Raw genomic sequence first — 12,654 nt, forward strand, 5'->3', positions numbered from 1 at the left:
CGCTTCGCCCGAGAATGACGGGTGAGGTCACAACGGCCGGCAAGCCTGCTCCAGCCAAGCCTTCGCCTCGCCTTCGACCAGCGGGGAGAGCTTCTCCCAGACCGTGGCGTGATAGGCGTCGATCCAGGCGATCTCGCCGGCATCGAGCAGGGACGGCTCGATCAGCGCTCGCTCATAAGGAGACCAGGTGATGGTCTCGAAGCCGTAGATCGTACGCTCGGCACCGGGGATCTGCCGCTCCTCGACGACGATCAGGTTCTCGATACGGATGCCGTATTCGCCCTGCTTGTAGTAGCCGGGCTCGTTGGAGAGGATCATGCCCGGCTCCAGCGGCGTAGTGCCGAGCTTGGAGAGCCGCTGCGGCCCCTCATGCACCGAGAGATAGCTGCCGACGCCATGGCCGGTGCCGTGGTCGAAGTCGAAACCGCCCTGCCAGAGCGGCAGCCGCGCGAAGGCGTCGAGCTGTGCGCCTGACGTGCCCTTGACGAAGACCAGCCGGGAGATCGCGACATGGCCCTTGAGCACGCGAGTATAGCGGTCGCGCATCTCAGCGGTGGGCTCACCGATGACGATGGTGCGGGTGATGTCAGTGGTGCCGTCCTCGTACTGGGCTCCTGAATCGACCAGGAAGATGCCGGGCTCCAACCGGCGATTGGTCGCTTCGCTGACCCGGTAATGCGGCAGGGCGGCGTTGGGGCCGGCGCCAGCGATGGTCGTGAAGGAGACATCCTTCAGCAGCCCGGTCTTCAGCCGCTCGGTTTCGAGCGCGGCGACGGCGTCGATCTCGGTCAGCTTGCCCTTTGGGGCCTCGCTTGCGAGCCAGCTCAGATAGTTCGTCATCGCCGCGCCGTCGCGCAGATGGGCGGCGCGCGTGCCGGCGAGTTCGGCCCCGTTCTTTCGGGCCTTCATCAGCGCGATCGGGTCGGTGCCGGCATCGGGCGTGCCGCCGGCGTCGCGGATCAGCGTCGCCAGCGCGGCGGCGGCGGTGGTGGCATCGAGCCGGACCTTGGCCTTGGCAGCGCCGAGCGTCTTCAACTGGTTTTCAAGCTGGGCCGGGGGGGCGATCTCGCCGACGGCGCCGATCGCGTCGCCGGCTTCGTTGGTGATCTTCTCGGGCGCGAGGAACACGGTCGGGCGGCCTTCGCGCGGGACGATGGCATAGCCGAGCGGCAACGGCGTGTGCTCGACATCGCCGCCGCGGATGTTGAAGACCCAGGCCAGCGCATGCGGGTCGGAGACGACGAGCGCGTCGACCTTGGCCTCGGCCAGCGCCTTGCGGATGCGGTCGAGCTTGGAGGCGGTATCCTCGCCGGCATAGGCGGCCGGGTGTGCCTTCACCGGGGCAGCGGGTGGGGCCGGACGGTCCGCCCAGAGCGCGTCGATGGGATTGACCGGGACAGCGACGAGGCTGCCGCCGGCTGCGGCCGCCGCCTTCTCAAGCTTCGCGACACCATCGACCGTGTGGAGCCAGGGATCGTAGCCCAGCTTGCCGCCGGCCGGCAGGTTCTGCTCGATCCAGCGCTCCAGCGGCGTCTCTTCCATGCGGACGGGGGTGACGATCTTCGTGTCGGTCTGCGCGGCCGACTGGATGGTATAGCGGCCGTCGACGATCAGCGCGGCCTTGTCGGCCAGCACCACGGCACTGCCGGCCGAGCCGGTGAAGCCCGTCAGCCAGGCGAGGCGGGCCATATGGCCTGGGACATATTCGCCCTGATGCTCGTCGGCGCGTGGGATGACGAAGCCGGCGAGGCCCTGTGACGCGAGGGCGCCGCGCAATGCCGCGACGCGGCCGGCGACCTCGGCGGGATCGCTGGGTTCGGAGAAGGACTGGAAGCGGCAGGTCGGCAGGGTCGATTCGGTCATGGCAGGGTCCGGCATAGCGTGGCGCCATCGTCGCGCCCCGCCAGCGAAAGCGCCAGCGCAAATGCATCGTTTCGGCGATGCCCATTCGGTGGGGCGAGCCTGCCTCGCCATTTCCGCATTGTGCCGATTGGTTATGCAATCTACGCAAACGTTAATGGATATGGACGGATCTCATGCGTTTTACGCATATCTCGCATATGCGAACATATCTTCTCGCAAGTGCGAAATGACCCCACCTTAGTCGCATAAGAGAACGAGGAAGCGGCCGGGACTGTCCTTCGTTTTTCGGAGATAGACCCATGACCTATGTGCTGAACAATGCCGACGTGCTGCCCGTACCGGTGGTAGCCGAGACCAGAAATCGCAAGGCCGATACGCCCAGCCTGATGCAGCGCCTCTATGCCGCGCTGATCGAGAGCCGCATGCGCTCCGCCACCCGCGAGCTGCGCGCCCGCAACCTCCTCGTCAACGAGGCCGAGATGGTCCTGGGCGGCTACCCGTCCGCGACGCTGTCGGGCGACGTCTCGCTGCCTTTCAACCGCTGAATTCCGGGCTGCTGCGGCCCTGCCGCGCGCCGGCAACTTTCAGGATCCGAACCATGATCGCCATCATCAAGCATATCGCCGAACAAATCGCCGACGCGGCGAAGTTCACCGCTGCCGTTTGGCATGACGCCCGCAGCCTGCAGGCCGAGGCCGAGCGCAAGTACGGCCATATCGGCTTCTGAACTGAACGGGTAACGACCTCGCGCTTCTAGCGGCAGTGGATCGGAAGGGGCTTCGCCTCTTCGGTCCGGTGCTCTGGCGCAGGAGGTCAGGCAGGGCGGCGGGGCCTCGGGGCTGCGCCGCCTTTTTTCATGACCAGCGTCGCCCAGCCTTCGCGCAGCGAGTGGCTTGCGAGATAGACGCCCTGATGCCGATAGGCGGAGACCACGCCGGCAACGTCCATGGCGAGCAGCCCGGACAGGATCAGCGTGCCCTGCGGCGCCAGCACGCGCGCGATCGAGGGCGCGAGACGCCTCAGCGGCCCGGCCAGGATATTGGCGAGGACGAGGTCGAAACGGCCCGGTCGGTTCGCCTTGGCATGGCGCAGGCCCGGCGCGACATAGAGATCGAGCGCACGGGGCGCGTGGTTGAGCCGGGCATTATGGGCGGAGACCTCCACCGCGACGGCATCAATGTCGCCGGCGACGACCTTGCGCTTGATCTGCTTGGCGAGCGCCAACGCCAGAATCCCGGTGCCGGTGCCAACATCGATGCCGAAGCGCGGCCGGCGCTTCTTCATTTCGGCATCGAGCGCCAGCAGGCAGCCGGCCGTGGTGCCGTGATGGCCGGTGCCGAAGGCGAGCGCCGCCTCGATCTCGATCGCGACGTCGTTGACGCGCACGGTCTCCCGGTCATGGGCGCCGTGGACGAGGACGCGGCCGGCGCGCACGGGTTTCAGCCCGTCGAGGCTCGCCGCAACCCAATCGCGCGTGTTCACGGTGGTGAAGGGTGTCGTGTCGACCAGACCGCCGACGATCGGCCTGAGCAGGTCGCGCACCGCCTCTTCGTCCGGGTGCTGGGCGAAGTAGATCTCGACCTTCCAGGGCGCATTCAGCGAGAGCGTGGTGACGCCGTCCTCGATCTCGAAGGCCGAAATCGCGGTCTCGGTCGGGTCGAAGATCTCGCCGAGCAATTCGGTCAGGGCCCGAGCCTTCTCGCCCGAGGTGGAGAGTTCGAAGACGGTCGCAACCGTCGCTGGCAGGAGGCCTTCGCGCATGCGGTGGCATTAGCAGGGCGGGGCAGGGTTGTCATGCGCTGCCGGCGAAGGGTCCTTCGGAGAAAGTACAGGCTCGGCCAGCGCGGGAAACCATCTCCTGGAGGGAGAGGGCAGGGTGAGGGGTAGGCCGCTAACCCATTGCCGCGCAGCGGTAAGCCCCGCTTTGCCGGTCCAGCGGCCGACACCTCAGCCCTGCCCCTCTCCGTGCAGGAGAGGGTTCGCCACGCCCCTTCCCTAAGGTTGCGCTTGTTTTCAGGCGTGCTGGGCGTTCAGCGCGGCGAAGACATTGGCGAAGGTGCCTGTCGCCTCTGCGTAGCGCAGCGGCTTGCAGCGCTCGACGATCACCTCGGCGGCGTCCGGCCGGGTCTCGAGGATCGTCATCACTTCCGCGATGAAATCGGCCAGCGGCATCGCGGCGGGATCGACGGCCTGGTGCGGGCCGAGGAGTTCGGTCTGCACATAGGGCGGGGCGATCTCGATGACCCCGACCGACGTACTCTTGAGCTGCTCGCGCAGGCCGATCGACCAGGAATGGATCGCGGCCTTGGTAGCGCTGTAGGTCAAGGTTCCCGCCAGCGGCACGAAGGCGAGTCCGGAGGAGACGGTCAGGACCGTCGCATTCTGCTGCTTCAGCAGATGCGGCAGCAGCGCCGTGGTGAGGCGGATCGGACCGAGCAGGTTGGTCGCAATCGTCTCCTCGGCGATGGCGAGATTATCGGCGGCCGGAACGTTCTCGGGCTTCATGATGCCGGCGTTGTTGAGGACAGCGTTGAGCTTCGGAAAGCGCTCGACGATCTGCCTGGCGAAGGCCTCGATATCGGCCTTGTCCTGAATGTCGAGCAGCATCGATGCCATGCCGGGGTTGGCTGCGGTGACCTCGTCGAGGACGCTTTCGCGACGCCCCGCGATGATGACCTGGTTGCCCTTGGCGTGGAGGGCCTCGGCCAGCGCCCGGCCGATGCCGGAGCCGCCGCCGGTGATCAGGATGGTGTTTCCGGTGATGTGCATCGCAAGTCCCTTTCGTGGTTGCGTGACACCAGTTGGCACCCTTACTCTTCAATGGAAAGAAGGCGCGTAGAAGTTCCATACGCACCAAAAGGAGAGTGTCGGATGCAGGCGATCCGCAGTGCCATGGGGGCGATTCATGCCAGGAGCGACGCGCTGCCGCCGGTGAGCCCGGCCGTGGAGTCGCTGGTGCGCCAGGTGATCGCGCAGATCGCCGACAAGTGGACGATGCTGGTGCTGGAAGCGCTGGAGGAGCGGGGCACGCTGCGCTTCACCGAGGTGGGGCGTAGTGTCAGCGGCATCAGCCAGAAGATGCTGACCAAGACGCTGCGGGAGATGGAACGCGACGGGCTGGTCGTACGCACCGTCCATCCGGTGATCCCGCCGCATGTCGACTACACGCTGACCGAGCTCGGCCGCGAGCTCAGCGCCGCCTTCTGCGGGGTCTGGGTCTGGGCGGAGACCTACTATCCGCAGGTCTCGGCGGCGCGGAAGGCCTTTCGCGAGCGGGAGAACGGCGCTTGAGCGCTCAGAGGTCCTTGGTCAGGTAGACCCGGGTCGCGCCGGGCGGCTTCGGTGCGATTTCGCCGAAAACCTGCCATCCCAGCTTCTTGTAGAACTCGGGCGCCTGGAAACTGATGGTGTAGAGCACGGCCTTGCTGCAGCCGCGCCGCCGGCCTTCCTCCTCCGCCATGGCGAGTATGCGGCTGCCGACGCCCGAGCCGCGCAGGCTCTTCGGCAGATAGAAGAAATCGATGAAGAGCAGGCCGAGCGAGCTGCGGCCCATGAGCCCGCCGATCGGCTCGCCGCTCTCGGGATCATCGACGCGGATCGTCAGCGTCTGGCGATCGTTCCGGCCGATCTTTTCGTCGTTGTAGTTTCGCAGGCCGTTATGGAGGACGTCGCGAAGAGCATCGTCCTCGGCGTCGGTCAGCGCGATCAGGGGAGTCATAGTCGGTTGCTTCTTCAGAGAATCGGCAGCTTAGGCGCCGCTTCTACTCCGCTGCTGGCTGTAGCGATACATCCGGAGCCGGGATCAGGGCGATGGCGTGCCGGGTCTCGGCCGGGATGCCTCCGGTGTCGGTTCAAGCCGACGGTCGCCAGCGATCTCCGGTCGGATCGTTGTACAAGTCGATTCCGTGTCTATGCGATGCCTGACGTAAATGTCGGTGCCGGGTTGCATCACAAAGGTTCATGCAACTTATAATTGTATTTTTGACATTGGGCTCGTAATCATCGTCGCTCTGGAAAAGGGGGCAACATGATGAGAGCTTTTGCGTTGGCAGCCACTGCAGGTCTCGTCGCTTTTGCGACGGCTCCCGCGATTGCTCTGCCGAAGATCGAATCCTCGACACGGGCGAACGGAGTGGTCGCCTTTCAGGACGAGGCGGATCCCAAGCAGTTTCATATCTATCCTGAGCGAATTCCGCTCGTGCTCGGCCTGACATTGTCCGATCCCTCGGTGAAATACTGGGGCATCGGAGCGCCATTCAGGCAGAAGGATCCCGAGTACGGCCTTTATGTGCCGATCGTCGGGGCAACCATCTCGGGTCTGGCCACGGTCACGATCACACCCGATCAGGAAACTGCGATCCGCGCTGCCATCAAACGCGATTTCGAGGTCGACACGCCGAAGCTCGCCAATCTCGATGGCAAGACCAAGAGCATCGAGCCGGTTTACGCCGCCACCTCGCTCGGCATCAAAGGCAACGGAGATTCAGTCTTTCCGCCCGCGTTTCGCTTCGGTTCGTCCTTCAATTTCGTCGTGGGTTCGCCCGACAGCCACACCTTCGCGTCCTATGTGGCGCAACGCATTCGCGACCAGCCCGACATCACGCCGGATTCGAGCTTCGGTGTGAACCTGGTTGCCACCTCGCAGTTCAGGGGCGCTCCGTGGAGCGTCAGCTGCAAGGCGGATCTCCAGAAGGTCTGGAAGGAGGTGCGGCAGCGCTATAACGGCTCGGGCGGGTACGGATGGTTCGGCATGACGGCCGACTATCAGTCGATCCAGCAGGATCTGTTCCGCAGCAAGCTCATCGATTGCGATCTGAAGGAAGGAGACCTGGAGGCGAAGGAAAAAGGCGCCCAGCTGTTCCAGATCGCGAAGGACGCGCTGACATCGATCAACGACCCCGACAACGAATTCTTCCGCTTTCAACCCAATCCGCAGGCTGCGGCCAATGGCGGGGCTGCGCAAGGACCGTGGCTGGTCTCGCTGAACCTCGCCTACAGCTCCGCCAGCCTGAAGGACAAGATCGAATGGAAGCAGACCTTCACGTTCAATCCGACCGTCGAACGCGATATGCCGGTCTCGCTCACGCTGGCGGTGAAATGCGATGTGAATACAGAGCAATACTTCAAGGAGCTTGAAGTATCCGAGCCTTGCATAACCACGAAGAAGGCAAAGTTCATCAAAGAGTGGACCAGCCGCGAGAACGAACTCAAGCAGGCCAAGCTGATCGAGGTTATGACCAATCCGAATCTGTCGGACAAACAGAAGAAGGATCTGGTCAAATTCTACAGCAAGATCTCGCTCAGCGATTCCGCCATGAAGGTTGCGGCTAGCGGCCTTTCCAGCAAGGACAGCGCCAGCATCCTTAAGACGGCGCCGACGTCTGAGTATTTCATCGGTCTTTCGGACGACTTCTTCGAGCAGCTTGAGCGGTTGGTCGCGAGGGGAAGCTCGGTCAAGGACGCGGTCAAGGCATTGAGCAAATGACCGCTTCGCACGGGAAGCCCGGCTCCGGACTTGCCGTTGCGTCGATCGCCTGGCTGCTGTCGTGCAGCCTGGCGATCGGTGCGGACGCGCCCCAGCAATGCAGGATTTTCGGCGCTGGCCGCATCCCCGACAAGCTCGAGGCTTTCGTGCAGTCCGGCGTCGGGCTGCCACCGCCTTGCGTGAACAACAAATGCTGCATCGACATGAAGTTCCACGAGATCGCCGTCGTCCGAAAGCTGGAGCCGGTCTCCGTATGGACGCGGGCGGTCTTCTTCGACCGGCTCGACACCGGCATTCCGGACAAGCAGATCCGGGTTTCGGTCGTCGACGTCAACGGGATGGAGATCGGGGGATCGAGCGCTCACTATACGATCATTAATGGCGACATCATCACCGACAAGAACGGCTTCAGCTATTTGCCGGTCGTGCTGCAGTTTTCCCCCGACGCGCCGACGGCAAACATCTATGCGCTGAGGTTCGGCTATGCCGATCGGGGGCCGATCTCATATAGCTACGGCCCGTACTTCTACGTGAAGGAACCGGCCGAAGCTGCGTCGACCACCCGCGACAAGCTGTTCCTGCGAGGATTTACAACAATCAGCGGACTTGGCCCCTAGCGACGGCGCGCCATCGCTAGGTGACGCCTCGCCGCCATCACCCCGCCTTCTGCACGAAGCTATCCAGCACCATCTTCCGCCCGGCCTTGTCGAAATCGACGGTGAGCTTGTTGCCGTCGACGCTGGCGACGGAGCCGGGGCCGAACTTGACGTGGAAGACGCGGGCGCCCTCGCCATAGGCGGATTCGCCGGATGATTTCGCCGTCAGCTCGCCTTCGATCAGCAGCGGGCCGCGCTGGCGCGAGCCTGAGCCGAAACCGCCCGAGCTGAAGCCGCGGCCGCTTTCGGAGAAACCGCTGCTGCCACCGCCGTTCTTCGCCCGGTTCTCCTGCGCGCGCTGCCAGCCCGGCGTATTGTAACTGGAGCCGAAGCTTTCCATCCGGTCGAAGCGCGAGGCGCCGTAGCCGCCCTGCGAATAGCTGTTCGGGGCCTGCTCGACCTCGACATGCTCCTCCGGCAGCTCGTCGATGAAGCGAGAGGGTAGGCTGGTTTGCCAGAGGCCGTGGATGCGCCGGTTCGAGGCGAAATAGAGCTTCAGCTTCTTGCGGGCGCGGGTCAGGCCGACATGGGCGAGGCGGCGCTCCTCCTCGAGGCCGGCACGGCCACTCTCGTCGAGCGCGCGCTGGTTGGGGAAGAGCCCTTCCTCCCAGCCGGGCAGGAAGACGGTGTCGAACTCCAGCCCCTTGGCGGCGTGCAGCGTCATGATCGAGACGCGGGCGCCGGATTCGCCGTCGGCGACATCCATCACCAGCGAGACGTGCTCGAGGAAGGCCGGCAGGTCCGGGAACTCGTCGAGCGAGCGCACGAGCTCCTTGAGGTTTTCGAGACGCCCGGCGGCATCGGCCGAACGGTCCTTCTTCCACATTTCGGTGTAGCCGGATTCCTCCAGCACCAGTTCGGCGAGCTCGCCCTGTGGCATATGCTCGGCGCGGGCCGACCAGCGGCCGAAGGCCTCGACCAGCTCGCGCAGCGCCGTACGCGCCTTGGGCTTCAACTCATCGCTCTCGACCGCGGCGCGGGCGGACTGCATCAGCGAGAAGCCGGTGGCGCGGGCGTGGTTGTGCAGGAGCTGGACCGTCGCGTCGCCCAGCCCGCGCTTGGGCACATTGACGATGCGCTCGAAGGCGAGATCGTCGGTCGGCGATACCACGCAGCGCAGATAGGCGAGCGCATCGCGGATTTCGGCGCGCTCGTAGAAACGCGGGCCGCCGATGACGCGATAGGGCACGCCGGCCTGGACGAAGCGCTCCTCGATCTCGCGCATCTGCGCGGAGATGCGCACGAGCACCGCGGCCTGGCCGAGGTCCTGGCCTTTGGACTGCATCGCCTCGATCTCGTCGGAGACGAGGCGGGCTTCCTCCTGGCTGTCCCAGGCGCCGGTGACGGTGACCTTCTCGCCGAGCTCATCCTCGGTGCGCAGCGTCTTGCCGAGGCGGCCCTCGTTGCGGGCGATGAGCTTGGAGGCGGTGGCGAGGATATGGCCGGTCGAGCGGTAGTTGCGCTCCAGCCGGATCACGGTCGCGCCCGGAAAATCGTGCTCGAAGCGCAGGATGTTGTCGACCTCGGCGCCGCGCCAGCCATAGATCGACTGGTCGTCGTCGCCGACGCAGCAGATGTTCCGGCGGCCCTGCGCCAAGAGGCGCAGCCAGAGATACTGCGCCGTGTTGGTGTCCTGGTACTCGTCGACGAGGATGTAGCGGAAGCGGTCGTGATAGGTCTGGAGTACGTCCGGATAGTCGCGAAACAGCGTCAGGCAGTGCAGCAGGAGATCGCCGAAATCGACGGCATTCAGCGCCTTCAGCCGCTCCTGATAGGCGGCGTAGAGCTTGCCGCCCTTGCCGTTGGCGAAGACGGCGGCTTCGCCCGGCGCGACGTCCTTGGGGCTAAGGCCGCGGTTCTTCCAGCTGTCGATGAAGCCCGCCAGCATCCGGCCGGGCCAGCGCTTCTCGTCGATGCCCTCGGCCTGGATCACCTGCTTCATCAGGCGGATCTGGTCGTCGGTGTCGAGGATGGTGAAGTCGCTGCGCAGCTCGAGCAGCTCGGCATGGCGGCGCAGCAGCTTGGCCGAGATCGAGTGGAAGGTGCCGAGCCAGGGCATGCCCTCGGCGACCGGGCCGACGAGATGGGCGACGCGCTCCTTCATCTCCCGCGCCGCCTTGTTGGTGAAGGTGACGGCGAGGATCTGGGAAGGGTAGGCGCGGCTGGTCGAGATGAGGTGGCCGATGCGGGTGGTGAGCACGCGGGTCTTGCCGGTGCCGGCGCCGGCGAGCACGAGCACCGGGCCTTCCGTCGCCTCGACAGCCTGGCGCTGCTCCGGGTTCAGACCCGCGAGATAGCCGGCCGCCGGCTGCGCCGCGGCGCGCGCGGCCAGTCCGCCGGGGCGGGGCAAGGGAGCGGAAAAGGCGTCGGTATCGGACAAGGGTCTAAGCTGCTCGTGCGTGATTCGTTCTCCGGCAAATATAGGGCGTCGATGTCAGGATTGCGCCCTGCCGGAGCGATCATTTTATATCCCGTTCCACAGGGAGGTGGCAGCAATGGTCGAGCATGGCAGCGACGGGCGCTGGGAGGTCACCAATCAGGTGCCTGTGCTGGCGGATTACGATGTCTTCGCCGCCGATCCGGTGCTGCCTCGCATCGTCGCGGTCTTCGGTGCCGATTGGGCCAGCGCCCGGCTGCATGAGGCTGGGCGCACGGTCGGCTCCGGCCGCGTGCAGGAGCTCGCCTATCTCGCCAACCGCCATACGCCGGAGCTTCGGGCCTTCGACCGCTTCGGCAACCGCATCGACGAGATCGCCTTCCATCCGGCCTGGCATGAACTGATGGGCCTTGCCATCGGGCAGGAGACGCATGCGCTGGCCTGGAACCAGCCCGAACCCGGCGCGCAGGTGGCGCGGGCCGCCCTGCAATATCTCTGGTACGGCGCGGAGAGCGGCATCTGCTGCCCGATCAGCATGACCTATGCCGCTGTGCCCGTGCTGAAGCAGGATGCTGCGCTCTGGGAGCAGTGGGGTTCGCTCGTTACGTCCAACCGTTACGATCCGAGGCAGGGGCCAGCGCATCTGAAGACCGGCGCGACGGTCGGCACGGCGATGACGGAGACGCAAGGCGGTTCGGATCTGCGCCAGACACAGACGGTGGCCGAGGATAATCGCGACGGCACATTCTCGCTGCATGGCCGGAAATGGTTCTTCTCGGTGCCGCATTCCGACGTCTTCCTGACGCTGGCGCGGACGGCGGAGGGCATCTCCTGCTTCGTCGTGCCGGGATGGCTGCCTGACGGAGCGCGCAACGGCGTCGCGATCCAGCGGCTCAAGGACAAGGTCGGCAACCGCTCGAATGCGTCGTCCGAGGTCGAGTTCCGGGGAGCCATCGGGCACCTGATCGGCGAGCCGGGACGTGGCATCCGCACCGGGCTCTCGATGAACCATAATTCGCGGCTCGACATCGCGGCGGCGTCCTCCGGCCTGATGCGGATGGCGGTGTCGCTCGCGGCCCATCATGCGCAGCACCGGCGCGCCTTCCAGAAGGCGCTGATCGACCAGCCGATCATGCAGAACGTGCTCGCCGATCTCGCCATCGAGGCCGAGGCCGCCGCCTGGCTCGCATTCCGGTTCTTTGCGGCGCTGGACCGGCAGGAGACGTCCGAGAGCGAGCGCCTGCTGGCGCGGGTCGGGGCGCCGATCGCGAAATACTGGATCACGCGGCGGGCGCCCGCCGTCGTCACCGAGGCGCTGGAATGCCATGGCGGCAACGGGTTCATCGAGGAGAACCCGATGGCGCGGCTCTACAGGGAGGCGCCGCTCAACGCGATCTGGGAGGGCTCGGGCAATGTCATCTGCCTCGACGTGCTGCGCTCGCTGATGCGGGAGGAGGGGGTGGTGGATGTGCTGCGGGCGGAGTTGCTGACGGCTGCCGGGGCGGATCGACGCTATGACGCGGCGCTGAAGCGGCTGGAGGGCGATCTGCCGGAGCTGATGCGCAACGAGGGACAGGCGCGGCGGCTGACGGAGAGGCTGGCGCTGCTGTTGCAGGGCTCGCTGCTGTTGCGGCATGCTCCGGGGGAGGTCGCGGATGCCTTCATCGCGACGCGGCTCGGGGATGGCTGGTCGGGGCAGTTCGGCGATCTGCCGGTTTCGGTCGATGCGGCTGCGCTGGCGCGAAGGGCGGTGCCACGGGCTTCATAGAGCGCACCGTCATTCCGGGGCAGGCCGAAGGCCTGAGCCCGGAATGACGGCAGTAGGCTTCAAGCCGCTTCCGCCGCCTCGAAGTTCATCGCCACGCCGTTGATGCAGTAGCGCAGGCCGGTGGGCGGCGGGCCGTCCGGGAAGACGTGGCCGAGATGGCCGCCGCAATTGGCGCAATGCACCTCGGTGCGGACCATGCCGAACTTGCGGTCTTCGCTGGTCTCGACCGCGCCTTCCAACGGCTGGTCGAAGCTCGGCCAGCCCGTACCGCTCTCGAACTTCTTGCCGGATTTGAACAGCTTCTGGCCGCAGCCGGCGCAGGAGAAGGTGCCGGCGCGCTTCTCGAAGTTGAGCGCGCAGGAGCCGGCCCGCTCCGTGCCATGGCCGCGCAGGATCTGGTACTGCTCCGGCGTCAGCCGCGCGCGCCACTCTGCGTCGGTCAGCTGGAACGGGAAGGTTTCGTCCGCCTTCTTCGGCTCGCCGAACATGCTCATCAGACCCATTG

Annotated in this window: 12 protein-coding genes; 6 read left to right on the plus strand and 6 right to left on the minus strand. The window is 65.7% G+C overall.

Annotation, left to right across the window (positions count from 1 at the left end; genetic code table 11):
• Window positions 1–27: 27 nt before the first annotated feature.
• On the minus strand, window positions 28–1,863 hold the full coding sequence (locus AC2FAN_RS17705) for an aminopeptidase P family protein (RefSeq protein WP_485175753.1): 1,836 nt from the start codon (window positions 1,861–1,863) through the stop codon (window positions 28–30).
• 299 nt (window positions 1,864–2,162) lie between these two features.
• On the opposite strand from AC2FAN_RS17705, the gene AC2FAN_RS17710 reads away from it, so the two are divergent.
• Entirely contained in the window at window positions 2,163–2,408 is a 246-nt protein-coding gene (locus AC2FAN_RS17710) for a hypothetical protein (RefSeq protein WP_485175754.1), read from the plus strand.
• A 53-nt stretch (window positions 2,409–2,461) separates the two neighbouring features.
• Entirely contained in the window at window positions 2,462–2,590 is a 129-nt protein-coding gene (locus AC2FAN_RS17715) for a hypothetical protein (RefSeq protein ID WP_265054148.1), read from the plus strand.
• A gap of 86 nt (window positions 2,591–2,676) precedes the next feature.
• On the opposite strand, the gene AC2FAN_RS17720 is transcribed toward AC2FAN_RS17715, so the two are convergent.
• Together AC2FAN_RS17720 and AC2FAN_RS17725 are read right to left on the minus strand one after the other, a co-directional pair.
• Window positions 2,677–3,624, minus strand: coding sequence for a 50S ribosomal protein L11 methyltransferase (locus AC2FAN_RS17720; RefSeq protein WP_265054147.1), 948 nt, complete (start codon window positions 3,622–3,624; stop codon window positions 2,677–2,679).
• 252 nt (window positions 3,625–3,876) lie between these two features.
• Entirely contained in the window at window positions 3,877–4,632 is a 756-nt protein-coding gene (locus tag AC2FAN_RS17725; RefSeq protein WP_265054130.1) for an SDR family oxidoreductase, read from the minus strand.
• 102 nt (window positions 4,633–4,734) lie between these two features.
• On the opposite strand from AC2FAN_RS17725, the gene AC2FAN_RS17730 reads away from it, so the two are divergent.
• A complete protein-coding gene (locus AC2FAN_RS17730) occupies window positions 4,735–5,154 on the plus strand; it encodes a winged helix-turn-helix transcriptional regulator (RefSeq protein ID WP_485175757.1) in 420 nt (139 codons plus the stop codon).
• 4 nt (window positions 5,155–5,158) lie between these two features.
• On the opposite strand, the gene AC2FAN_RS17735 is transcribed toward AC2FAN_RS17730, so the two are convergent.
• On the minus strand, window positions 5,159–5,581 hold the full coding sequence (locus AC2FAN_RS17735; RefSeq protein WP_485175759.1) for a GNAT family N-acetyltransferase: 423 nt from the start codon (window positions 5,579–5,581) through the stop codon (window positions 5,159–5,161).
• Between the two features lie 312 nt (window positions 5,582–5,893).
• Between AC2FAN_RS17735 and AC2FAN_RS17740 the strand changes: the two genes are divergently transcribed.
• Both AC2FAN_RS17740 and AC2FAN_RS17745 read left to right on the plus strand, forming a co-directional pair.
• A complete protein-coding gene (locus AC2FAN_RS17740; RefSeq protein ID WP_485175760.1) occupies window positions 5,894–7,348 on the plus strand; it encodes a hypothetical protein in 1,455 nt (484 codons plus the stop codon).
• The gene (locus AC2FAN_RS17745; RefSeq protein WP_485175762.1) at window positions 7,345–7,965 is read left to right on the plus strand and encodes a hypothetical protein; all 621 of its coding nucleotides are present in this window, start codon (window positions 7,345–7,347) and stop codon (window positions 7,963–7,965) included. The genes AC2FAN_RS17740 and AC2FAN_RS17745 overlap by 4 nt, the downstream gene beginning before the upstream one ends.
• Window positions 7,966–8,002: 37 nt before the next feature.
• Here the strand turns inward: AC2FAN_RS17745 and AC2FAN_RS17750 are convergent, their stop codons facing one another.
• Entirely contained in the window at window positions 8,003–10,384 is a 2,382-nt protein-coding gene (locus tag AC2FAN_RS17750; RefSeq protein WP_485175764.1) for an ATP-dependent helicase, read from the minus strand.
• Between the two features lie 115 nt (window positions 10,385–10,499).
• Between AC2FAN_RS17750 and AC2FAN_RS17755 the strand changes: the two genes are divergently transcribed.
• The gene (locus AC2FAN_RS17755; protein ID WP_485175766.1) at window positions 10,500–12,149 is read left to right on the plus strand and encodes an acyl-CoA dehydrogenase family protein; all 1,650 of its coding nucleotides are present in this window, start codon (window positions 10,500–10,502) and stop codon (window positions 12,147–12,149) included.
• Between the two features lie 59 nt (window positions 12,150–12,208).
• On the opposite strand, the gene msrB is transcribed toward AC2FAN_RS17755, so the two are convergent.
• A complete protein-coding gene (msrB, locus tag AC2FAN_RS17760) occupies window positions 12,209–12,643 on the minus strand; it encodes a peptide-methionine (R)-S-oxide reductase MsrB (protein WP_485175933.1) in 435 nt (144 codons plus the stop codon).
• Window positions 12,644–12,654 lie beyond the last annotated feature (11 nt).

The organism is Allobosea sp. RIT-PG3_2, from assembly GCF_057321085.1.